Source organism: Nonomuraea sp. NPDC003709, assembly GCF_040610775.1.
Classification (GTDB): Bacteria; Actinomycetota; Actinomycetes; order Streptosporangiales; family Streptosporangiaceae; genus Nonomuraea; species Nonomuraea angiospora_A.
Map to the genome: position 1 here is coordinate 490,554 of NZ_JBEXMW010000002.1, position 22,759 is coordinate 513,312.

Below are 22,759 nucleotides of genomic sequence, written 5' to 3' on the forward strand. Positions count from 1 at the left end.
CTCACCGTGGCCATCGACCTGGTGTTACGCAAAGACTGGAACGCCCGCTCGCCGCGCGGCGACTACACGCAGCTCGACTCCACCAAGGGAGTAAAGGTCCACTACACGGGCGGCAGGGTCGACCCCGGCATCGTCTCCGACCACAGCGGGTGCGTCTCGCTGGTGCGGTCGATCCAGGCGTTCCACATGGACGACAACGGCTGGATCGACATCGGCTACTGCGTCGACGAGGAGACCGAGCTCCTCACCCGGCAGGGCTGGAAGTCGTACCGGGACCTGCGTGTGGGCGACGTCGCGCTCACGCTCGACCACGACACGGGCATGTCCGAGTGGCAGCCCGTGCAAGAGGTGTGCGTGTTCCCCGCGACGGAGCGGGAGATGATCCGGATGGAGGGGCCCGCCCACTCCTCCCTGACCACCCCCCATCACCGCTGGCCCGTGGAGCGCCAGGCGGGGGAGGACACGCGGCGGCTGTGGGTGACCACCGAGACCATCGGTCACCGGGACCGCATCCCGGTCGCGGCGCCCTGCGCCGACCTGCCGGCCGAGGCGAAGTGGTCGGACGCCTTCGTGGAGCTGGTCGCGTGGTTCGCGGCCGAGGGCGCGTCGAGCGCGAGCGGGGTCGCGATCCACCGGTCGCGGCGGGACCCGGCCCATCTCATGCGCGTCCGCGCCGCGCTCCACGGGGTCTTCGGCCCTCCCGCCGCGGGCGCGTCCCGCTGGAGGGAGACGGTCAAGGACGATCTCGTCGAGTTCCGGCTCCCGGCCGACGCCGGACGGCAGCTGGTCGAGGTGGCGCCCGGCAGGGTGCCGGGGTACGCATTCCTCCTGTCGCTGACCCGGGCCCAGCTCTCCCTGTTCCTGGAGACCTCCCTGACGGCGGGCGACGCCGGGCGCGACAGGCTCGCCCGCGCGGACCGGGCGGCGGCGGAGGCGTTCATGTTCGCCGCGCTGCTGTCGGGGTCGGGAGCGGCCATGAGCCGCCTGCCGGAGACGGGCATGTGGCTGACCACGATCCGGCGCCGGCACTCCGTCATGCCCCGACCGGCCCTGAGGATCCGGAGGGAGACCTACCGCGGCCGGATCTGGTGTCCCCGGACCGAGAACCAGAGCTGGCTGGCCCGCCGGGAGGGGACCGTCTACTTCACCGGCAACACCGTGGTCGCCTGCCCGCACCGCAAGGTGTTCGAGGGACGGGGTCTGCACCACCTGCCCGCCGCCAACGGCCCGGGGCTCAACGCCGGCCACTACGCGGTGCTGGGGCTCGTCGGCAACGCGGGGCTCGTCCAGCCGCCCGACGGGGTGCTGCACGCGATCCTGGACGCCATCCAGTACCTGCGCGACAAGGGCCGCGCGGGCAAGGAGATCAAGGGGCACCGCGACGGCTACTCGACCGACTGCCCCGGAGACCCGCTCTACGACTGGATCCGCCGGGGCGCGCCCCGGCCGGGCGGGACCCCGCCCGCGGAGCCGGCCGCGCCGCCGTTCCCCGGGCGGCTGCTGAAGTATCCGCCGGTCATGCACGGCGAGGACGTGCGCACCTGGCAGGCGCAGATGAAGAAGCGCGGCTTCGACCTGGCCGCGGACGGGGCGTACGGCGCCGGGTCGCGCGAGGTGTGCCGCAGGTTCCAGCGGCGGCAGGGCCTCGAGGACGACGGCGTCGTGGGCCCCCTGACGTGGCGGCTGACGTGGGAGGCGCCGGCGTCCTGAATCTGGGCCCTGAATCTGGGCCCTGAATCTGGGGTGGACCGGGGTCGGCGACACACCGAGCCTGGGGTGGACCCGGGGTTACCGCGCCTTCGGAGCTCCGCCTAGTATCCGACCATGGAACTGGCCACGGGGTTCGAGTCCATCTCGCGAGACGGCTGGCGGGCGCTGGCGGTCGAGGTCCTCCGCAAGTCGGGCATCGAGACGGAGGCGCCGGAGGAGGCGCTGTCCACCGCCACCTATGACGGGGTGACGGTCGCGCCGCTCTACGACCTGGACGACCTGCCCGGCGATCCCGGGCTGCCCGGCGAGGCGCCGTACGTGCGCGGGGCCCGCGGCACTCCCGGCTGGGAGGTGCGCCAGCGGCACGCCGTGGCCGACCCCGAGGCGGTGCTGGCCGATCTGGAGAACGGGGTCACCTCGCTGTGGCTCGTCGTCGGGGACGGCGCCATCCCGGTGGACGCGCTGGGCGCCGTGCTCAAGGACGTCTACCTCGACCTGGCGCCGGTCGTGCTGGAGGCCGGGGACCGGGTACGCGAGGCCGCCGAGGTCCTGTTCGGGCGCGGGAGCGCCGTCCGGGGCAACCTGGGCGCCTCCGCCGTTGGAGGTCCCGGGCTGGAGCTGGCCAGGCGCTGCGTCGACGGGTTCCCGGGGCTCGGGGCCGTCACCGTCGACGCCACCCCGTACCACGACGCGGGCGGCAGCGACGCCGAGGAGCTGGGCTGCTCGATCGCCCAGGGAGTCGCCGAGCTGCGGGCGCTCACGGACGGCGGGCTCTCTGTCGAGCAAGCGCTAGGGCAGATCGAGTTCCGGTACGCCGCCACCGCCGACCAGTTCGCCACCATCGCCAAGCTGCGCGCGGCCCGCCGGCTGTGGGCCAGGGTCGCCGAGGTGTGTGGCGCCGCCGGGCACGGCGGCCAGCGGCAGCACGCGGTGACCGGCTCGGCCATGATGACCGCCCGCGACCCCTGGGTGAACATGCTGCGCACCACCCTGGCCTGCTTCGCCGCCGGCGTCGGCGGCGCGGAGGCGGTCACGGTGCAGCCGTTCGACGCCTGCCTCGGGCTGCCGGACGCCTTCTCGCGGCGCATCGCCCGCAACACGCAGGCGCTGCTGCTGGAGGAGTCGGGCCTCGGGCGCGTCATCGACCCCGCCGGCGGCTCCTGGTACGTCGAGCGCCGCACCGCCGACCTCGCCGAACGCGCGTGGGCCTGGTTCCAGGACATCGAGGCGGCCGGCGGGATCACCCGGGCCGCCGGGCTCGTGGCGGACCGGATCGCCGCCACCCGCGCCCGCCGCGCCGACGACGTCGCCCACCGCCGCCTGCCCATCACGGGCGTGAGCGAGTTCCCGAACGTGCACGAGAAGCCGGTACGACCGCCCACGCCCGCGCAGGCCGCCTCCGAGATGGGCGGCCTGCCCCGGGTCCGCTACGCCGAGGAGTTCGAGGCCCTGCGCGACCTGGCCGACGCGCGGCCCGAGCGGCCCACGGTGTTCCTCGCGACCATCGGGCCCGTGGCCGCCCACACCGCGCGGGCCGCGTTCGCCGCCAACCTGTTCCAGGCGGGCGGGCTGGACACCGAGACCGCCGGTCCCGGGGCCGATCCCGAGCAGATCGCCACCGCGTTCGCCGTGAGCGGCGCCTCCGTCGCCTGCCTGTGCTCGACCGACAAGCTCTACGCCCAGCACGCCGCCGCCGTCGCCACCGCACTGCGCAAGGCCGGTGCGAGGAAAGTCTGGCTGGCGGGGAAGGGGGAGTACGAAGGCGTGGACGGAAACCTCTACGCGGGCTGCGACGCGCTGGCCGTGCTCCGCGAGACCTTCGACGACCTGGAGGTGACCCGATGATCCCGGACTTCTCCGGCATCCCGCTCAACGCCCTGCCCAAGGACGGGCCGCAGGCGCCGAAGCACGCCGGTGAGGTGTGGGAGACGCCGGAGGGCATCGGGGTCAAGCCGCTCTACACGGCCCACGACCTCGAAGGCATCGACTTCCTGCGCACCTACCCGGGCGTGGCCCCCTACCTGCGCGGCCCGTACCCCACCATGTACGTCAACCAGCCCTGGACCATCCGCCAGTACGCGGGCTTCTCCACGGCCGAGGACTCCAACGCCTTCTACCGGCGCAACCTCGCCGCCGGGCAGAAGGGCCTGTCGGTGGCCTTCGACCTGGCCACGCACCGGGGCTACGACTCCGACCACCCGCGCGTGGCCGGCGACGTGGGCATGGCCGGCGTGGCGATCGACTCCATCTACGACATGCGGCAGCTGTTCGACGGCATCCCGCTCGACCGCATGTCCGTGTCGATGACCATGAACGGCGCCGTGCTGCCCGTCCTCGCGCTCTACATCGTGGCGGCGGAGGAGCAGGGGGTCGCGCCGGAGCAGCTCGCGGGGACCATCCAGAACGACATCCTCAAAGAGTTCATGGTCCGCAACACCTACATTTATCCCCCGACGCCGTCGATGCGGATTATTTCGGATATTTTCGCTTATACGAGCGAGAAGATGCCGAAATTCAACTCCATCAGCATTTCCGGGTACCACATCCAGGAGGCCGGGGCGACGTGCGACCTGGAGCTGGCCTACACGCTGGCCGACGGCGTCGAATACCTGCGGGCCGGGGTCGGCGCCGGGATGGACGTCGACCGGTTCGCGCCGCGCCTGTCGTTCTTCTGGTGCATCGGCATGAACTTCTTCATGGAGGTCGCCAAGCTCAGGGCCGCCCGGCTGCTGTGGGCCAACCTAGTTTCTGGATTTAACGCGAAAAATCCGAAATCGCTGAGCCTCCGTACGCACTCCCAGACCTCCGGCTGGTCGCTGACCGCGCAGGACGTCTTCAACAACGTGGCCCGCACCTGCGTCGAGGCCATGGCCGCCACCCAGGGCCACACGCAGTCCCTGCACACCAACGCCCTCGACGAGGCGCTCGCGCTGCCCACCGACTTCTCCGCCCGCATCGCCCGCAACACCCAGCTGCTCATCCAGCAGGAGTCGGGCACCACCAAGGTGATCGACCCGTGGGGCGGCTCCTACTACGTCGAGCGCCTCACCCACGACCTCGCCGAACGCGCCTGGGCCCACATCCAGGAGGTCGAGGCCGCCGGCGGCATGGCCAGGGCCATCGAGGCGGGCCTGCCCAAGCTCCGCATCGAGGAGGCGGCCGCCCGTACGCAGGCCCGCATCGACTCGGGCCGCCAGCCGGTGATCGGCGTCAACAAGTACCGCGCCGAGAGCGACGAGGCCGTCGAGGTGCTCAAGGTCGACAACAGCGCCGTACGCGCCCAGCAGCTCGACAAGCTGGCCCGGCTCAGGGCCGAACGCGACCCCGGCGCCGTGCAGCGCGCGCTCGACGCGCTCACCAAGGCCGCCGACAACCCCGCACCCGGCCTGGAGCACAACCTGCTCAAGCTGGCCGTGGACGCCGCCCGGGCCAAGGCGACCGTGGGCGAGATCTCCGATGCCCTGGAGCGGGTGTTCGGCAGGCACGCCGAGCAGGTACGTACCATCTCTGGGGTGTATCGCGACGAGTCAGGCCCCTCCGACAACATCGAGCGCGTCCGCCGGGCGTGCGCCGACTTCGAGCGGGCCGAGGGCCGCCGCCCGCGCATCCTGGTGGCCAAGATGGGCCAGGACGGGCACGACCGCGGCCAGAAGGTGATCGCCACCGCGTTCGCCGACCTCGGCTTCGACGTGGACGTCGGCCCGCTGTTCCAGACGCCGGAAGAGGTCGCCAGGCAGGCGGTCGAGGCCGACGTGCACATCGTGGGCGTGTCGTCGCTGGCCGCCGGGCACCTGACGCTGGTGCCCGCGCTGCGCCGGGCGCTGGCCGACCTCGACGCCGGCGACGTCATGATCGTGGTCGGCGGCGTCATCCCGCCCGGCGACCACGACGAGCTGCGGGCCGCGGGCGCCGCCGCGATCTTCCCGCCCGGCACGGTGATCGCCGACGCCGCCCTCGACCTGCTCGACCAGCTGAGGAACCGTCAGTAAGTTCCCCGGTCGCACATCGTGACGGAGATCGTCCGCTGGGTGGCGACCGGGGACGTGATCCGGAGCGTGACGCGATGGACGCCGCCCGTGCTCTTGAGGCTCTGCGGCGAGGTCAGGAAGCGCTGGCCGTTCTCGGTGACCAGCGCCGACGAGCGGCCCACGGCGACGTTGTCGATGTACCAGGTGTAGCGGAAGGTCAGCGGCCGGCCCGTGCGCTGCACCATCGCCTGGAGCGTGACCTCGCCGCCGGTCCAGCAGTCGCCGTTCTTGGCGCCGCCAGGGCGGACGTAGACGAGCCTGAGCCGGTCGGCGGCGGGCGTGGTACTCGCCGTCGGGTCGCCGGTCGGGTCCCCGGTCGGGTCCCCGGTCGGGTCCGCCGTCGATCCCGCCGTCGGGACATTGCTCGGGGTGCCGACGGTCTGCGGGCTGGGCCTGGGGGTACGCGATCGCCTCGGGCGCGTGGTGGGCGTGGTCGCCGCCCCAGCGGTGGGTTCGGTCGTGGGCGCGGTGGTCACGTCGGAGACGTTCTTGGCCTTGGGGGTGGGCGTGGTGGGGGTGAGCCACATGATGGCGCCGGCCAGCGCCAGCGCGGACACGCCGGCGACGCCCGCGATGAGCACGATCTTCACCCGCCGCCGCCCGGACCGCCGCGGCGGCTCGGGCGCCCGGGGCGGGGCCTGGGGCTGGGGCTGGGGCGTGCCCGGCACGAGGAGGTCGACCAGCGCCGAGTGCTGGGCCACCGAGGGCTCGGCCACGACCTGCCCGGCGCCCGGCCCTTCGGCGGGCGGGAAGCCCGGCGGCGGCTCGGCGGGCGCGTGGTGCTGGAAGGCGGGGGGAACCGGGGCCTCGACCGGAGCCGCCATCGGGAACGTCCCCGGCCCCTGGCCGTGCGGCGCGGTCGCACCCTGGTGGTGCGCGGCCACGCCTTGGTCGAAGTGCGCGGGCGCGCCCTGGCCGAAGTGCGGGCCTTGATCGACGTGGGCGGGCGCGGCCTGGCCGAAGGGCTGGCCCTGGTCCAGATGTGCGGGTGCGTTCTGGCCGAAGTGCGGGCCCTGGCCGTGGTGCGCGGGCGGAGCGGGCTGTCCCACCACGGGCTGTCCCGACAAGGGCTGGCCCGCCACGGGCTGGCCCAGGGACTGGGGGTCGGTGCCGTGGCTCTGGCGCGAGGTCCGGCGCGGCAGCGGGGCCGCGGGCTGCTCCGCGGCCGGCTCCTGGGCGCGGGCCCGGCGCGGCGGCGTGTCCTGGTCGAGGGTGGCGTCGGGCGTGTCGTGCCAGGCCGCCAGCGGGGGATCGGGCCGGTGCGGCTGGGTCTGGTACGGGGCCGTCTGCCGGCGGGACGGCGCGGTCAGCCGCAGCAGCACGTCACGCATCGCGGGGCGGGAGCCGGGATCCTTGGCCAGGCAGGCCAGCAGGATCTCGCGTACCGGCCCGCGCAGCTCGCCCATGCGCGGCTCGTCCTTCAGGATGCGGTTGATCACCGCGGGCAGCGAGTCGTCCCCGAACGGCGGCACCCCCGTGGCCGCGGAGACCATCACCGACCCCCATGCGAACACGTCGGCCGCCGCCCCGCCCGCCTGCCCGGCGAGCTGCTCGGGCGCCATGAACGCGGGCGTGCCGACGAAGGTGCCGGTCGCCTTCACGCCGGTGCCGAGCGCTCCGGCGATGCCGAAGTCCACCACCCGCGGCCCGTCGGGCCCGATCAGGACGTTCGCCGGCTTGAAGTCCCCGTGCACGACGCCGGCCTGGTGGATGGCGTCCAGCGCGGTCGCGGTCGCCACGGCGAGCCGCTGCAGCTCCGCCCCGCCGAGCCGGCCGACCTGCTCGAGCGAGGGTCCGTCCACGTACTCGGACACGATGTACGGCCTGCCGCTGGTCGAGGCGTCGAGCACCTGCGCGAGGCAGAAGGGCTCGACCTTGCGCGCGGCGGCGATCTCCGTGGCGAGGCGGCCGTCGACGGAGAGCCCCTCACGCAGCACCTTGACGGCGACCGGGGTTCCGTTGCGGGCCTGGCCGAGGTAGACGACACCGTGGCCGCCCGCGCCGAGCCGACCGACCAGCCGGTAGGGTCCCACCGTTGCCGGGTCGCCCTCGCGGAGGGGTTCGACGTTGGGCATGAGGGGAGTGACTCCTGTGACGGCTGAGATCAGAACTCCAGCACCCTACTGGCAAAAGTCAAGAATTGTCAGAGATTAGCTGATCAACTGGGAAGAAAGGGGTAAGCCGGGTGCACTCGCTGGAGGACTACGCCCGAGGCGTACGGGCCGGGTCCCGTACGTGGATCGCCCGCGCGATCACGCTGGTCGAGTCGACCAGGCCCGACCACAACGTCCTGGCGCAGCGCCTGCTCGTCGAGCTCACCCCGCTGTCCGGCCACGCGCGCCGGATCGGGATCTCCGGCGTGCCCGGCGTGGGGAAGTCCACGTTCATCGACGCGCTCGGCACGATGCTGACCGCGCAGGGCCACAAGGTGGCCGTGCTGGCCGTCGACCCCTCCTCCACCAGGACGGGCGGCAGCATCCTCGGCGACAAGACCCGCATGGCCCGCCTGTCGGTCGACCCCGCCGCGTTCATCCGTCCTTCGCCCACCTCCGGCACCCTGGGCGGCGTCACCAAGGCGACCAGGGAGGCCATGGTCGTCGTGGAGGCCGCCGGCTTCGACGTCGTGCTGGTCGAGACCGTCGGCGTGGGCCAGTCGGAGACCGCGGTGGCCGACATGGTGGACACGTTCCTGCTGCTCACGCTGGCCCGCACCGGCGACCAGCTCCAGGGCATCAAGAAGGGCGTGCTGGAGCTCGCGGACGTCATCGCGGTCAACAAGGCCGACGGCGAGCACGAGCTGCCCGCCAGGAAGGCCGCGCGGGAGCTGGCCGGCGCGCTGCGCATGCTCCGCTCCGACTCCACGCCGCCGCCGGTGCTCACGTGCAGCGGGCTCACCGGCGACGGGCTGGACAAGCTCTGGCGGCACGTGCTGACCCACCAGGAGTCGGTCGACCTGGCCGCCAAGCGCCGCGGGCAGCAGGTCGGGTGGACGTGGACGCTGGTGCGCGACCGGCTGCTGTCCGAGCTGCGCCACGACCCCGAGGTGGCGGCGATCACCGAGGAGATCGAGCGGGAGGTCCTGGCGGGCGAGCTGACGCCCGCGCTCGCGGCCGACCGGCTCCTGTCCGCCTTCAAACGCCCCTGAGACGGGAAGCACACGGCGCGCTGGTCTATCCCAAATGGTGGGATTGCTTTTAGAGTCGGCGTCAACACCGTCCAGGAGGTTCAGGCATGTCCAGCATTCCGTCCCTGCTGCGCGATCGGATCGCGGCGACCCCCGACGCGGAGGCGTACCGATTCCCCTCGGACGACGGCTGGGCCTCGCTGTCGTGGCGCGAGGTGGGCGACCGCGTGCGCGGGCTGGCCCTGGGCCTGGCCGGGCTGGGCTCCGGGCCCGGCAAGCGGGTGTCGATCCTCTGCTCGACCCGGGTCGAGTGGATCCTGGCCGACCTCGCGGTGCTGGCGACCGGAGCGGCCACGACCACGATCTACCCGTCCAACACGGCGGCCGAGTCGGCGTTCGTCATCACCGACTCCGGCAGCACGATCGTCATCGCCGAGAACGACGACCAGGTGGCCAAGCTCAGGTCCGTCCAGAAGGAGCTGCCCGACGTCACCCACGTCGTGGTCGTCGACGGCTCGCCCAGCGACGACGGCTGGGTGGTCACGCTCGCCTCCCTCGGCGGCGCGGTCGATGGCGGGGGCGACTACGACGCCATGGTGGACGCCATCGCCCGGGACGACCTGGCCACCCTCATCTACACCTCGGGCACCACCGGCCGCCCCAAGGGCGTGGAGCTGACCCACGACAACTGGCTCTACGTCTCCGAGGCCGTCCGCGGGCTCGGCATACTCTCCGAGTCCGACCTGCACTTCCTGTGGCTGCCGCTGTCGCACTCGTTCGGCAAGCTGCTGGAGGTCGTCATGATCGACATCGGCGTGCCGACCGCGATCGACGGCCGCCTCGACAAGATCGCCGAGAACCTCGGCGTCGTCAAGCCGACGTTCATGGCCGCCGCGCCGCGCATCTTCGAGAAGATCCACAACACGGTCGTGGCCACCGTGCGCCGCGAGGGCGGGATCAAGCTGCGCATCTTCGACTGGGCGAAGCGGACCGGCATCCGGGTCGTCAGGGCCCGCCAGCGCGGGGCGGACATCCCGGTCACCACCCGGATCGAGCACGCCCTGGCCGACCGCCTGGTCTTCGCCAAGCTCCGCGACCGGTTCGGCGGCCGGATCCGCTTCTTCATCTCCGGCGCCGCCCCGCTCTCGCAGGACATCGCCGAGTTCTTCGACGCGGCGGGCCTGACGATCATGGAGGGGTACGGGCTGACCGAGTCGTCGGCGGGCAGCTTCCTCAACCGGCCGGAGTCGGTGAAGTTCGGCACGGTCGGGCCGCCGCTGCCCGGCACCGAGGTCCGCATCGCCGACGACGGCGAGGTGCTCATCGGCGGGCGCGGCATCATGCGCGGCTACCACGGGCTGCCGGAGGAGACGGCCGGGGCGCTGGAGGAGGGCTGGTTGCACACCGGTGACATCGGCGAACTCGACGAGGCCGGACGGCTGCGCATCACCGACCGCAAGAAGGAGCTGATCAAGACCTCGGGCGGCAAGTACGTCGCGCCCACGTACCTGGAGGGCCGGATCAAGGCGGCCTGCCCGTACGCGTCGCACGTCTTCGTGCACGGCGACCGGCGCAACTACGTCACGGCGCTGGTCACGCTCGACATGGACGTCGTCAAGCCGTGGGCCCAGGCCGAGGGGCTGCCGTCCGACCCCGAGGAGCTGCGCGAGCACCCGCGCGTGCGCGAGGAGGTCGGGCGGGCCATCGACCAGGTCAACGCCGACCAGGCCAGCTACGCCACGGTCAAGAAGTTCGCGATCCTGGCGGAGGACTTCACCGTGGAGACGGGCGAGCTGACGGCCAGCCTCAAGATCAAGCGCAAGGCCGTCGAGGAGCGCCACGGCAAGACCCTCGACTCCTTCTACGACGGGTGAGCGATCCCGTCGTGATCTCCCACCTGCCGGTGCGGCCGAGGCACTGCGACGCCCAGGCCATGATGCACGCCTCCCGCTATTACGAGTACATCGAGGACGCGTTCCTCGACTGGATCGGGGCCCGCGGCGGCTACGACCGGCTCCGGCGGGAGGGCGCGGACCTGGTGGTCAAGGCGAGCGGGTGCGAGCACCACGCGCCCGCCCGCCTCGGCGACGTGCTGGCCGTGGAGAGCGCGCCGGCCAGGGTCGGCACCACGTCGATCACGATGACGTTCACGATGCGGCGCGGGGACGAGCTGGTGGCCGTCGGCACGGTCACGTACGTGTGCGTCCGCGACGGCCACCCCGCCCCGCTGCCCGAAATCCTCAGAGGACCCGCTTCGCCCCCGGCAGCGACCGCACCAGGTACGCCAGCGACCAGCACAGCGGCAGCGCCACCACCAGCATGATCGCGAACTTGACGACCGCGACCGCCTCCAGCGGGCGCAGCGCGTAGCCGATGGCGACCAGCACGAGCGGGTGGATGATGTAGACGGTGAAGGCGTGGTCGGACAGGAATCTCCCGCGCGGCCCCTGCCCGGCGAAGCGCTCCCTGAAGAGCACTGACAGCCCGATGATCATGCCGACCGCGAAGGCCGACTCCCAGGTGGCCGTCAGCGCCGACGAGAGCGGCCCGCCGGTCATCCGCGAGAGCGGCAGCAGCACGGCGCTCGACACACCCGCCACGACGAACCCGAGGTGCCCCGCCCGCGCGGGCAGCGTCTCGAACCAGCCGCGCCTGAAGGCCGCACACCCGAGCGCGAACATGGCGACGTACTGCGGCAGGAAGTCCGGCGACGGCAACCCGAGCACCGGCACGTACGTGCCGGTCGGCACCAGGAGGCGCCACAGGAACGTGGCGAGGGACAGGCCCAGGACGAACAGCACGACCGACCGGAGCCGCAGCGGCTCGGGGCTCGGATCGGCCGCCGGCCGCCGGCTCCGCCACCACGCGTACACCAGCGCGAAGACGATCAGCACCTCGGCGAACCACATGGGCCCCGGGTCCCACGAACCCAGGTAGTACTGCCAGTAGGGCAGCTCCGGGCGCTGCGCGAGCCCGCCGAAGTTCACCAGCGGCCGCAGCAGGACGAGGAAGACGAGCAGCGGGATGCCCAGCCGCACCAGCCGGTCCCGCATGAAGGCGCGCGAGCCCTTGCGGTCGTACGAGCCGGGGGTGAAGAAGCCGGAGATGAGGAAGAAGAACCCCATGAAGAACGCCTGGTTGAACACCACCAGGATGTCGAGCGCGACCCCCGACGGGTCCTTGGCGGGCTCGATGTAGAACCACAGGGGGATGTTCCCGTACGTGACCGCGGCGTGGTGGGCCACCACCAGCGCGGTCAGCACGATCCGCAGGTTGTCGATCGAGTGGAGCCGGGTCCTCGGCTCGGTCTTCATCAGGAACCTCCAAGGAAACCCCACCTTGAGGTGGGGGAGAAATCGGACCTCTGGGGAGCAGAGCAGGGGCAGGCGTTTCGCCATCGAGCGAACCGCCGTTCACCAGATCAGGGGCGGCGTTAACTGATCTCGCGATAAAATGAGGCGTGGCGCGGATCGTGAAGCGGGCCTACAAGTACCGCTTCCACCCGATCCCCGGGCAGGCCGAAGAGCTCGCCCGGACGTTCGGCTGCGTCCGCGTGGTCTACAACAAAGCCTTGGAGGAACGGACCCGTGCCTACACCCTGGAAGGCAAGCGCGTCTCCTACGTGGAGTCCTCGGCCGCTCTGACGGCGTGGAAGAAGACGCCCGAGCTGGCGTTCCTGGGCGAGGTTTCGTCGGTTCCGTTGCAACAGGCGCTTCGCCATCTTCAGGCGGCCTTCAGCAACTTCTTCGCGCGCCGAGCCGAGTACCCGACGTTCAAGTCCCGCAAGAAGTCGCGCGCGTCCGCGGAGTACACCCGCTCGGCTTTCCGCTGGCGGGATGGACGGCTCACCCTGGCGAAGATGGACGCGCCCCTGAACATCGTGTGGTCGCGCCCGCTCCCCGAGGGAGCCGAGCCGTCCACCGTGACCGTCTCCCAAGACGCGGCCGGACGCTGGTTCGTGTCCCTCCTCATCGAGGAGAGGATCTCCCCGCTTGCTCCGGTGGAGACTCAGGTGGGGGTGGACGCGGGCATCACCGCGCTGGTCACGCTCTCGACCGGTGAGAAGGTCACCAATCCGGGGCACGCGCGGACCGACCGGCGGCGTCTGACCAAGGCGCAGCGGGCGCTGGCTCGCAAGGTCAAGGGCAGCGCGAACCGGGCCAAGGCCCGATTGCGTGTCGCCAAGGTGTACGCGCGGATCGCCGACCGGCGGCGTGACTTCCTGCACAAGCTTTCGACTCGGCTCGTCCGTGAGAACCAAACGGTCGTGATCGAGGACCTCACCGTTCGCAACATGGTGAAGAACAGCAGGCTCGCCCGAGCCATTTCGGACGCGGCCTGGCGGGACCTGCGGATGATGCTGGAGTACAAGACAGCGTGGTACGGGCGGGAACTGGTGGTTGTGGATCGCTGGTTCCCTTCCTCCAAGCTGTGCTCGGCCTGCGGGGCACTCGCCGAAAGCATGCCGATGCAGGTCCGCGCCTGGACGTGCGCCTGCGGCACCTCCCACGACCGGGACGTCAACGCCGCGAGAAACGTCTTGGCCGCCGGGCTGGCGGACAAGTAAAACGCCTGCGGAGCTGGTGTAAGACCTCAACGAGAGTCCTTTCGGGCGGGCAACCGGCGGTGAAACAGGAAGCCTCACGGGCGACCGTGAGAATCCCTCTCGACCGAGGGAGGAAGTCAAATCCTGCATGCCCTTTCGAAGAGGTCGGCGAGTTCGCGCGCGTGCGCGTCGAGGTCGTGGTCGGGATAGGCGGCCCAGTAGCCGAACATGCTGTCCATGGCGGCCGACACCGAGACGGACATGACGCGGAGGTCGAAGTCCCTGAACTCGCCGGTGCGCTGCCCGAGTTGGAAGATCATCTCGATTGCCCGGTAGATCTCCTCGCTGGTGTGCACGCCGTAGCGGGGTTTGCCGTCGGCGCCACGCAGGTTGTTGAAGATCTCGCCGAGCGCCAGGATCTTCGAGCGGTGCTTGCGCATGTGCGCGGCGTTGGCGACGAAGTACGTCCGCAGCAGGGCGCCGGCCCCCTCCACGCCCTCCATCGCCGCCACCACGTGATCGGCGGCCTCCGTGTAGGCGCGGGTGACCACCTCCTCCATCAGCTCGTCCTTGCCGGCGAAGTGGTAGGAGATGACGCCCTTGCTGATGCCCGCGTGCTTGGCGATGCGCGCAAGGGACGCCTGGGCGAACCCGACGTCGGCGATCACCTCCACGGCCGACGCCACGATCTGCGCGCGCCTTGCCTCCTCGATGAACGAACGGCGCTTCTGTCCGTCCGGTTCAATTTCTGACCGCATGGCCAAAATTTAACACATGCGGCCAGAAACGGTGACGCTCGGCGCTTCGCGCCTCAGCTCAGCCGGGACCGATAGACCGCCCTGGCCTGTTCCAGCAGGGACACGTGCCCGGCGAGCCGACAAGGCGCGCGAAAATCGTGGTCGGGGCGCTTATTGCCGTGTTCAGTGCGCCTAAGGGAATACTCGGGAGTACAGATCTTCTCCCCAGGACAAGGTTTCCGATCCCTGGCACTCGCCTCAAAGGACTGCCTTTCGTGACCCATGTCACGATGACGCGCGAGCGACAGGGAGGGGCGCGTATGTGTGCCGAGCCAGTGCTGCCCGAAAGCGTGGCGGGCGCGTTGGAGGAGTACGGACGGCTGCTGGCCGAGCACGGCATCACCTGGGGTGAGCCGGAGATCCATTACGTGAAGTTCTTCGCCAGGCGCAGGGTGCTGCCGTCCGCACTGTTCGAACGGTTCTGGCGGCTGGTAGTCGAGGCGGTCGCCGAGAGCCATCCGGGCGAGCCGCACGACCGGCTCGGGGCCCACCTGGCCGAGCCGGACTACGACAGGGTGCTGCGCGACACCCTCGGCGATGAGCTGCCCCGGCACCTCGCCGCCGTACGGGTCGGGCCCGAGGGGGTCCGGCTCGAAGGGGCGCCGCGGATGGTGCTGCTCCCGCCGCGCCCGAACCGCCGCGTGAGGAACAGCCTGCGGTGGACGCGCAGGCTGCCGTTCGTCCCGCTCGCCGAGCCGCCGCCCGGACGCGGCGAGGAGCGGATGTCACTGCTCATCGACTCGAGGCGGGATGAGGCCTGCATGGTCAGCGTGAACGAGACGCATCGACGGATCGACCCCGGCGGCGCCTGGCTGGTGGAGGTGGATCACGACAGCTCGGTCATGGTGGACGGCGTGCGCATCGAGCTGGACACCCTCCTGCGCCCCACCCAGGCGGCCAGGCTGCGGCTGGTGGCGGGGATGCCGTGCCGGTGGAGCGTGACGAGCGAGGACGGCAGCGGCTGGTTCCCGCGCGACACCCCCAGCCGGTACGACTACCACGGCCGCCCCTACTTCCACGGCGACGACATCGTCCTGGAGATCCCCTGCGTGCCCCTGACGATCACGGTCGCCAGGGGCATGGAGTACGGCGAGGCCAGCCTGGAGCTCGAACCGCGGCCGGGCGAGGAGCGCCTGGTCGAGCTCGCCCCGCGGCGCATCTACGACGCGGCCGCGCGCGGCTGGTACGGCGGCGACATGCACGTACACCTCAACTGGGCGGGAGACCTCGTCGGCGCGCCCGCGGACGCCGCCGCCGCACAGCACGGCGAGGACCTGCACGTGCTCAACCTCCTGGCCAGCAACGTCTCCGGCAGGCGCGTCTACGACCGCGAGGCGCTGGAGCACTGGACGGACGTGGACCTGCCGTGGTCCGACGCCACGCACGTGGCCAGGATGGGCGTCGAGTACCGCAACGACCTGCTCGGCCACGTCTACGCGTTCGCGCCGCGCGCCGCGCCCGGCCGCTACCACACCGGGTTCGCGGGGGACGCCGACTGGCCGCCCAACGCCGACGGGCTGCGGGAGCTGCGCGGGCTCGGCGCGCTCGTCGGCTACAGCCATCCCTTCCGCACGCCGATCGCCGACGGCGACCCGCCCAAGGGCATCGTGTCGCCCGTGTGGCGCAACTGCGCCGCCCGTGAATTGGTCGCCGACGTCGCGCTCGGGCTCGTGGACAGCCTCGACGTGCTCACGCACGCCTCGATCCCGTCCACGGCGGCGGTGTACCGGCGGCTGATCGGCGCGGGCAACCGGCTCGCCGTGACCGCGGGCACGGACGCGATGATCTCCTTCACCCGTTCCGACAACCAGTCGAACCCGCCCGGCTGGGCCCGCGTCTACGCCCAGGTCGAGGGCGCGCTGACCGCCAGGTCGTTCGCGGCGGCCGTACGCGCGGGCCGGACGTTCGCCACCACCGGCCCCTGGCTGGAGCTGTCGGTGGCCGGTCACGGCCCGGGCCACGTGATCCAGGCCCGTAAGGGGCAGCGCGTCCGCGTCACGGCCACCGCCGTCGGCACCGAGGTCTCCGCCGTGCGCATCCGCACGGCGGAGGGCGTGCGGGCCGGGGCCGCGCGGCTGACGGACGAACCCGGGCGGGCCCCCGACGAGCCGCTGATCGCGACGGCCGACCTCACGATGGACGCGTCCACGTACCTGGTGGCCGAGGTCCTGTGCGACCGGCACCCCCGCACCCTGGCCTCCACCGGGTACGCCCTGACCAGCCCCGTCTACGTGGAGGTGGACGGGCGGCGGGTCGCCCGGCGCGAGGACGTCGTGTGGTGCCTGGAGTGGCTCGACCTGCTGGAGGGGCTCGTCAGGCAGCACGGCCGCCTGGCCGGCGCCTACCAGTTCGGCGACCACGTGTCCCTGCTGGAGCAGGCCAGGGCGGTCTACCGGTCCCGGCTGAGGTGAGGCATGGAGACGGTGGCGACCGTGCCCGAGGTGCGCACCTCCCACACGCCGCAGGCACACCGCAGGTAGGAGACCGTGCCCTCGGAGGTGCGGTGGGAGGAGACGACGGCCAGGGCCAGGGGGTCGTGCAGGTGTCCGGAGTGCATGCTTCCAATCTGCTGTAATGGCCTTATGCATTTCAACGCTTACGGTGGCAACGGGGCGGCCCTCGCGGCGGAGCTGGTGAACGCGACCGACTTCAGCCCCGAGGCGGTCGAGGCGATGCTGACCGAGCACCGCCTGGTTCGCACCGTCGTCACGGCCGAGCAGGCCGAGGAGCTGCGGGTGTGGGCGGGGCGGCTGTCGCCGGTGTTCGGGGAGCGGGACCAGGACACGCAGATCAAGCTGATCAACGATCTGCTCGACGTCACCGCGTCCAAGCCGTACGTCAGCGCGCACGACGGGCGCGAGCCGCACCTGCACTTCTTCGACCCCAGCGCGGACGTCGTGTCCAGGGCGAAGGACACCACGGCCGGCGGGCTGGCCATGGCCATGTCGTTCGCGGGCAGGCACCGGCTGGGGCGGTGCGACCGCGACGGGTGCGAGATCGTCTTCGTCGACACCTCCCGCAACGGGCGGCGCCGGTTCTGCTCTCCCGCCTGCGCCAACCGGGTCAACGTCGCGGCGCATCGGGCGCGTGGCCTTGCGGGATGATCGAGGCGTCGCATACTCTTTGGACGTCTTATCGCCGAGCCCTGGGGGCAGCTGACGTGAGGATCTGAGGTCGCGGGCACCGCGCCGTTCCGCCCTGTCGTGGGCATGCGCGCACACCTGGACCTCGTGGCGATCCTCGTCGTCCCGAATCCTCTGCTTGTGTTGCGCGCGTTTGCGGTGATTTCCCGCCAAGTCACGAAATTTCGATCTTTGTGACGGGAGCCGCCTTATGTCTTTTTCCATTGTTGTAGATCACGTGTCCTTCGGCTGGCCGGACGGCACCAAGGTGCTCGACGGGCTCGACGCCGCGTTCCCCGCGGGGCGCACCGGGCTCATCGGGACCAACGGGTCGGGCAAGTCCACCCTGCTGAAGGTCATCGCGGGGGAGCTGGCCCCCCGGCCCGGATCCGTGTCCGTCTCCGGCGAGATCGGATACCTGCCGCAGAACGTCCCGCTGGGCGCCGGCCGTACCGTGTCGGACCTGCTGGAGATCAGCGCGACGCGGGCGGCGCTGCACGCCATCGAGAGCGGGGACGTGGCCGAGGAGCACTTCGCGGCCGTCGGCGACGACTGGGACGTCGAGGAACGCGCCCGCGCGGAACTCGACCGGCTCGGGCTGGACCACGTGGGGCTGGACCGCACGGTCGGCACGCTGTCCGGCGGCGAGACCATCATGGTCGCGCTCGCCGCCCAGCTGCTGAAACGGCCCGAGGTGCTGCTGCTCGACGAGCCCACCAACAACCTCGACCTCGACGCGCGAGAGCGGCTCTACGCCGCGGTCGCCGCCTGGTCGGGCGTGCTGGTGGTGGTCAGCCACGACCGCGCGCTGCTGGAGCTGGTGGACCAGATCGCCGAACTGCGCGACGGCGCCGTGCGCATGTACGGAGGCAACCTGAGCGCCTACGAGGAGCAGGTCGCCGCCGAGCAGGAGGCCGCCCAGCGGATGGTACGGACCGCGGAAGGCGAGATCCGCCGCCAGCAGCGGGAGCTCATCGACGCCCGCATCCGGATCGACCGCAGCCAGCGGGCCGGCCGGAAGGCGTTCGAGAACAAGAAGGCGCCGAAGATCGTCGCCAACGCGCTCAAACGGAAGGCCCAGGTGACGGCGGGCAAGCAGCGCAACCTCGCCATCGAGAAACTGGAGGAGGCGCGGGGGCGGCTGACGGAGGCCGAGCAGGCGGTGCGGGACGACGCGGAGATCCGCATCCAGCTGCCGGGCACCGAGGTCCCGGCGGGCCGCACGGTCCTGACCCTTCCCCTCGCCCCGCCCCCGGGCCACGGCACTCCCGAAGCCGGTGCCTCCGAACGGCGTCGCGTGCCGGAGGACCACGAGGTCGGCGAGGACGAAGTGGCGGGCGATGGGCGCGGCGTGCTGCTGGAGACGCTGGTGGTCCGCGGTCCCGAGCGGATCGCGTTGCTGGGCCCCAACGGCTCCGGCAAGACCACGCTGCTCAAGCGGATCGTCGAGCACGGCGCCCACGTCCCGGTGCGCTACCTGCCGCAGCGCCTCGACCTCCTGGACGACGCGCTGAGCGTGGTGGACAACGTGCGGGCCATGGCCCCGTCCGCCTCCGTGAACGACGTCCGGGCCCGCCTGGCGCGCTTCCTGTTCAGGGGCGAGCGGGCCAACCAGGCCGTCGGCACGCTGTCGGGTGGCGAGCGCTTCAGGGCGACGCTGGCCGCGCTCCTGTCGGCCGAGCCGCCGCCCCAGCTGCTCCTGCTCGACGAGCCGACGAACAACCTGGACTTGGCCAGCGTCCGCGAGCTCTCCCAGGCGCTGAACGCGTACCGGGGGGCGCTCGTCGTGGCCAGCCACGACGTGCCGTTCCTGGAGACGATCGGGATCACCCGGTGGCTGCGACAGGATCGCAATGCCGGACTGTCCGAATCCTGATTGACGGGCAGGGATCAACCGGACGATAGTGTGACAGGTGGCTGGACCCCGGTTGATCTCCTGCGTTCTCGCCCTGGCAACCCTCACGCTCAGCGCGTGCTCCTCGGCGTTACCGTCCCCGACCGGAGGCGAGCCGAAGGTCAGCGGGGTGGCCGGTGGCAACGGCGGCGGCGTGCCCGCCGGCGGCGGCACGGCGGCGCAAACCCCGAGCCCGGCCGCGCTCACGGCCGAGGCCTACAAGGGCGAGCTCCAGAGCAGGCACAAGTCGATGGCGGACGCCATCAGCGCCCTGGCCGGCGCGCGCGGGGTCAAGGCCCTGGACCAGCGCGTCGGCCGCGCTGAGCAGGCGCTGAGCGGGGCCGCGGACGCGCTGGCCGCCATCACCCCACCCGACGCCGTACGGACCCAGCACGACGCGTACGTGGCCAGCCTGCGCGACTTCGCCGGCGAGCTCGGCTCCACGGCGGGCAAGGTCGGCGCGCGGAACCTGTGCACGTCCTCGGCCGTCCTCATCGACCTCGACGCCAAGCTGGCCGCGCTCGACAAGGCGGGTGCGGCCCTGCAGAGCGCCGGCGACTACCCGGCCGACGTCGTGAGCGTGAAGGCCGGCAAGAAGCAGACCAGGCGGCTGAAGAACGGCTCGTTCATCAAGAGGGCCACCTTCAACGGCCGCAGTTCGCTGGAGATCGACAACGGCGGCACCCGCGACTCCGTGGTGACCATCATGAAGGGCGGGAGCAAGTCCTTCAGCGTGTACGTGCGCAAGAACGCCAAGTTCAAGGTCAAGGGCGTGCGCGACGGCAGCTACAAGGTCTACTTCACGCACGGCGTGGACTGGGACGGCAAGAGCAAGTCGTTCACGCGTGACTGCAGCTTCGAGAGGTTCCAGAAGTCGGTGAAGTTCAAGACGACGTTCACCGCCACGCAGATCCGCTGGCACGACTGGCGGATCACGCTGCACGCGATCGCGGGCGGCAACGCCCGCACCTCGCCCGTGGACCCCGACGACTTCCCGGGCTGACCCGCGGATCCGGACCGCGGAACGCGCGAGGGCCGCACACCCCCACCGGTGCGCGGCCCTCGTCGCGGTCAGGTCGAGAACAGCATGCCCACCCAGCTGCGCTGCCGGTGGTGGTGGCCGCCGTAGTGGCCGCCGCCGTGCGGGGCGCCCCAGGCCGGGCCGGGGGCGGGGGGCGGCGGGGGAGAGGTGTGGTACTGAGTCTCCATCCGGGTCAGCGTCTCGAGCTCGCCGTAGTCGAGGAAGATCCCGCGGCAGTTGTCGCACTGCTCGATGTGAACGCCGTTGCGCTCATAGGTCCGCATGTTCCCGCGGCACTTGGGGCACTGCATCTACGTCGCTCTCCTTGGCTTCGAGGTCTCAGGGTTGAAACCTACCGCGCGCAACCCCGTCACGCTCGGACGATTCTGTTGCACGACTCAACCAACGAATGCTCGACCTCGTCCAGTTCCCGGCCCTCGCGCTCGGCGTTGACCACGGCCACCGCGGCCAGCTGAACGGTCAGCGCCCTGGCCGGCACGTCGAGCCGCCGCCACGGGTCGTCGCCCCGGCCGAGCGCGGGCCCGCCGGAGGCCAGGTAGGCCCCCAGGAACCGCTCCCAGACGGCCGGGTCGAGCAGCCCGGCGGCGTACCAGGCGGCCGGCCTGGCCAGGTCCCACGCCGGGTCGCCGACGCCCAGGTCGTCGACGTCGATGAGCAGCCAGTCGTCGCGGTGGACGAGCTGGCCCAGATGCCAGTCGCCGTGCGTGAGCAGGCCGGGCAGCGGGTCGGGCTCGGGCAACTCCTCGAAGGTCCGCCTGATGAGCTGCTCCACCGGGCCGTCGCCGGTCATCCGGCCCACCGCCCTGGCGGCCCGCGCGGGCCCGCCGGCGGCGGGAAGGCCGGGCAGCAGGGTGAGGGGGACGGCGTGCAGCCTGGCCAGCAGCCTGGCGCCCTCCTCCCAGGGCGCGGAGTCCGGGTCCTCCTGCGCGACCGGCCGGCCGGCGGGCCAGACCGTCACCGCGCGGCCCGCGACCGCCAGCACCTGGGGGTCGAGCGGGGCCAGCATCACCCCGGTCACCGCGGCCGACGCCGCGCCCCGCAACCGGATCCGCAACGACTCCACGTCGTCACGCTGCGAGTGGGCCTTGACCACGACCTCGCCTCTACGTAACACCACGACGTCCGTACGCGTCGGATGCAGCACGGGCTCGCCCGTCCCCCCGTACGCCCCGGCGATCCCCGCCAGATCCTCCTCCAGACTCACTGCTACAGACTAGGGGTCATGAGGATCGGTTTCGCAGTGCCCCAGTCAGGCCCATGGGCGACCCCGGAGAACATGCGCCGCGTCGCCAGGCGGGCGGAGGAGCTCGGCTACCACGAGCTGTGGACGTTCCAGCGGCTGCTGTATCCGGTCGGGCACCCGATGGGGCCGACGTACCGCAGCGTGCACGACCCGCTGATCACGCTGGCCCACCTCGCGGGCGTGATGGAGCGGATCCGGCTCGGCGTGGCCGTCATCAACGCGTACGTGCAGCCGGTCGTGCTGGCCAAGCAGCTGGCCACCCTCCAGACCGTGTCCGGCGGGCGGCTCACGGCGGGGCTCGGGCTGGGCTGGCTGCCGGAGGAGTTCGAGGCGGCGGGCGTCGGCATGGAGCGGCGGGGGCGCAGGGGCGAGGAGTTCGTCGAGGTGCTGCGCGAGGCCTGGGCCGACGACGTGGTCGAGCACCGCGGCGAGTTCTACCGGGTGCCGCCGTCCCACATCGACCCCAAGCCCGTGCCGGGGCCGCCGCCGATCCTGCTGGGCGGCACCGCCGAGGTCGCGCTGCGCCGCGCCGCCCGGCTGGCCGACGGGTGGGTGAGCTCCAGCAGGGAGGACCTGTCCGCGATCGCCGCGCGGGTGGGGCTCATCAAGGAGACGCTGGCGGAGTCGGGGCGCGACGTGGCCGCGTTCCGGTTCGTGTGCCGCGGCGTCACGCAGGTCCGGGCGGCCGGCGACCGGCCCTTGACGGGCACGTACGACAAGATCAGGAGCGACGTGGACGCGCTGGCCGCCAGTGGCGTGACGGATGTTTTCCACGACCTCAACTTCGACCGCGAGTTCGTCACGCTCGACGCCGGGGAGGCGATGCGCCGGGCCGAGGAGGCGCTGGAGGCGCTGGCTCCCTAGCCCCAGCCACCGTACGGGACCGTGATGATCTCCAGGTTGTGGCCGTTGGGGTCGGACCAGTAGAGGCCGCGGCCGCCGTCGTGGGTGTTGATCCGCTCCGGCTGCGTGTGGTGCGGATCGGCCCAGTACGTCAGGCCGCGGCTCTTGATCCGGTCCCAGATCTGGTCGAACTCCTCCTCGCCGACCAGGAACGCGTAATGCTGCGGCACCACGGCCTCACCCGCCTGGACGACGTCGAGCGAGACGTCGTTGCCGAGCGAGACGACGCGGAACGGTCCGTACACGGGCGCGGGCTCCAGGCCGAGGACGTCCACGAGGAACGCGGCAGTCTCGTCCCTGTCCTTCGCCTGCACGATGGTGTGGTTCAGCTGGACGGACATACCTGCAGG

The 22,759-nt window shown here is 71.7% G+C and carries 19 protein-coding genes; 12 read left to right on the forward strand and 7 right to left on the reverse strand.

The annotated features are described in order from the left end of the window. The first annotated feature begins 6 nt into the window (after nt 1-6). The 3 genes from ABZX61_RS06780 (at nt 7) to scpA (ending at nt 5,699) form a co-directional block, all read left to right on the forward strand. Nucleotides 7-1,710 (forward strand): peptidoglycan-binding protein, encoded by a 1,704-nt coding sequence (locus ABZX61_RS06780; RefSeq protein ID WP_355192106.1) that lies wholly within the window; start codon nt 7-9, stop codon nt 1,708-1,710. A gap of 114 nt (nt 1,711-1,824) precedes the next feature. Next, entirely contained in the window at nt 1,825-3,555 is a 1,731-nt protein-coding gene (locus ABZX61_RS06785; RefSeq protein ID WP_355192108.1) for a methylmalonyl-CoA mutase subunit beta, read from the forward strand. Beyond that, nucleotides 3,552-5,699, forward strand: coding sequence for a methylmalonyl-CoA mutase (scpA, locus tag ABZX61_RS06790; protein WP_355192110.1), 2,148 nt, complete (start codon nt 3,552-3,554; stop codon nt 5,697-5,699). Before ABZX61_RS06785 ends, scpA begins: the two co-directional genes overlap by 4 nt. Here the strand turns inward: scpA and ABZX61_RS06795 are convergent. Beyond that, nucleotides 5,693-7,813, reverse strand: coding sequence for a protein kinase (locus ABZX61_RS06795; RefSeq protein ID WP_355192112.1), 2,121 nt, complete (start codon nt 7,811-7,813; stop codon nt 5,693-5,695). The two genes, scpA and ABZX61_RS06795, sit on opposite strands and share 7 nt — an antisense overlap. 110 nt (nt 7,814-7,923) lie before the next feature. Here ABZX61_RS06795 and meaB point away from each other — a divergent pair, with 110 nt between their 5' ends. The 3 genes from meaB to ABZX61_RS06810 all read left to right on the forward strand — a co-directional run bounded on the left by meaB (nt 7,924) and on the right by ABZX61_RS06810 (nt 11,185). Beyond that, on the forward strand, nt 7,924-8,883 hold the full coding sequence (gene meaB, locus ABZX61_RS06800) for a methylmalonyl Co-A mutase-associated GTPase MeaB (protein ID WP_350726632.1): 960 nt from the start codon (nt 7,924-7,926) through the stop codon (nt 8,881-8,883). 86 nt (nt 8,884-8,969) lie between these two features. After that, on the forward strand, nt 8,970-10,736 hold the full coding sequence (locus ABZX61_RS06805) for a long-chain fatty acid--CoA ligase (protein ID WP_355192114.1): 1,767 nt from the start codon (nt 8,970-8,972) through the stop codon (nt 10,734-10,736). Then, nucleotides 10,733-11,185, forward strand: coding sequence for a thioesterase family protein (locus tag ABZX61_RS06810; protein ID WP_355192116.1), 453 nt, complete (start codon nt 10,733-10,735; stop codon nt 11,183-11,185). Before ABZX61_RS06805 ends, ABZX61_RS06810 begins: the two co-directional genes overlap by 4 nt. Here the strand turns inward: ABZX61_RS06810 and ABZX61_RS06815 are convergent. Next, nucleotides 11,103-12,176, reverse strand: coding sequence for an acyltransferase family protein (locus tag ABZX61_RS06815; RefSeq protein WP_355192118.1), 1,074 nt, complete (start codon nt 12,174-12,176; stop codon nt 11,103-11,105). The genes ABZX61_RS06810 and ABZX61_RS06815 overlap by 83 nt on opposite strands. Nucleotides 12,177-12,322: 146 nt before the next feature. On the opposite strand from ABZX61_RS06815, the gene ABZX61_RS06820 reads away from it, so the two are divergent. Beyond that, nucleotides 12,323-13,429 (forward strand): RNA-guided endonuclease TnpB family protein, encoded by a 1,107-nt coding sequence (locus tag ABZX61_RS06820; RefSeq protein WP_355192120.1) that lies wholly within the window; start codon nt 12,323-12,325, stop codon nt 13,427-13,429. Nucleotides 13,430-13,545: 116 nt separating this feature from the next. On the opposite strand, the gene ABZX61_RS06825 is transcribed toward ABZX61_RS06820, so the two are convergent. Further along, on the reverse strand, nt 13,546-14,166 hold the full coding sequence (locus ABZX61_RS06825; RefSeq protein WP_350726638.1) for a TetR/AcrR family transcriptional regulator: 621 nt from the start codon (nt 14,164-14,166) through the stop codon (nt 13,546-13,548). Between the two features lie 299 nt (nt 14,167-14,465). Between ABZX61_RS06825 and ABZX61_RS06830 the strand changes: the two genes are divergently transcribed. Next, the gene (locus ABZX61_RS06830; RefSeq protein ID WP_355192122.1) at nt 14,466-16,616 is read left to right on the forward strand and encodes a CehA/McbA family metallohydrolase; all 2,151 of its coding nucleotides are present in this window, start codon (nt 14,466-14,468) and stop codon (nt 16,614-16,616) included. On the opposite strand, the gene ABZX61_RS06835 is transcribed toward ABZX61_RS06830, so the two are convergent. Then, the gene (locus ABZX61_RS06835; RefSeq protein WP_355192124.1) at nt 16,595-16,762 is read right to left on the reverse strand and encodes a hypothetical protein; all 168 of its coding nucleotides are present in this window, start codon (nt 16,760-16,762) and stop codon (nt 16,595-16,597) included. The two genes, ABZX61_RS06830 and ABZX61_RS06835, sit on opposite strands and share 22 nt — an antisense overlap. A 25-nt stretch (nt 16,763-16,787) precedes the next feature. Between ABZX61_RS06835 and ABZX61_RS06840 the strand changes: the two genes are divergently transcribed. From ABZX61_RS06840 to ABZX61_RS06850, 3 genes are all read left to right on the forward strand, one after another. Continuing rightward, nucleotides 16,788-17,309 (forward strand): CGNR zinc finger domain-containing protein, encoded by a 522-nt coding sequence (locus ABZX61_RS06840; RefSeq protein WP_350726648.1) that lies wholly within the window; start codon nt 16,788-16,790, stop codon nt 17,307-17,309. Between the two features lie 229 nt (nt 17,310-17,538). Next, nucleotides 17,539-19,203, forward strand: coding sequence for an ABC-F family ATP-binding cassette domain-containing protein (locus ABZX61_RS06845; RefSeq protein WP_355192126.1), 1,665 nt, complete (start codon nt 17,539-17,541; stop codon nt 19,201-19,203). 37 nt (nt 19,204-19,240) lie between these two features. Beyond that, nucleotides 19,241-20,224 carry a hypothetical protein gene (locus tag ABZX61_RS06850; RefSeq protein ID WP_355192128.1) on the forward strand — a complete coding sequence of 328 codons (984 nt, stop codon included), beginning with the start codon at nt 19,241-19,243 and terminating at the stop codon, nt 20,222-20,224. Between the two features lie 68 nt (nt 20,225-20,292). Here the strand turns inward: ABZX61_RS06850 and ABZX61_RS06855 are convergent, their stop codons facing one another. Next, nucleotides 20,293-20,553, reverse strand: a complete 261-nt coding sequence (locus ABZX61_RS06855) for a zf-TFIIB domain-containing protein (protein ID WP_350726654.1) — start codon at nt 20,551-20,553, stop codon at nt 20,293-20,295. Nucleotides 20,554-20,612: 59 nt separating this feature from the next. After that, a complete protein-coding gene (locus ABZX61_RS06860) occupies nt 20,613-21,467 on the reverse strand; it encodes a phosphotransferase (RefSeq protein ID WP_350726656.1) in 855 nt (284 codons plus the stop codon). 18 nt (nt 21,468-21,485) lie between these two features. Between ABZX61_RS06860 and ABZX61_RS06865 the strand changes: the two genes are divergently transcribed. Further along, entirely contained in the window at nt 21,486-22,370 is an 885-nt protein-coding gene (locus ABZX61_RS06865) for a TIGR03619 family F420-dependent LLM class oxidoreductase (protein ID WP_355192131.1), read from the forward strand. On the opposite strand, the gene ABZX61_RS06870 is transcribed toward ABZX61_RS06865, so the two are convergent. Then, nucleotides 22,367-22,750, reverse strand: coding sequence for a VOC family protein (locus tag ABZX61_RS06870; protein WP_350726660.1), 384 nt, complete (start codon nt 22,748-22,750; stop codon nt 22,367-22,369). The two genes, ABZX61_RS06865 and ABZX61_RS06870, sit on opposite strands and share 4 nt — an antisense overlap. Between the last annotated feature and the right edge of the window lie 9 nt (nt 22,751-22,759).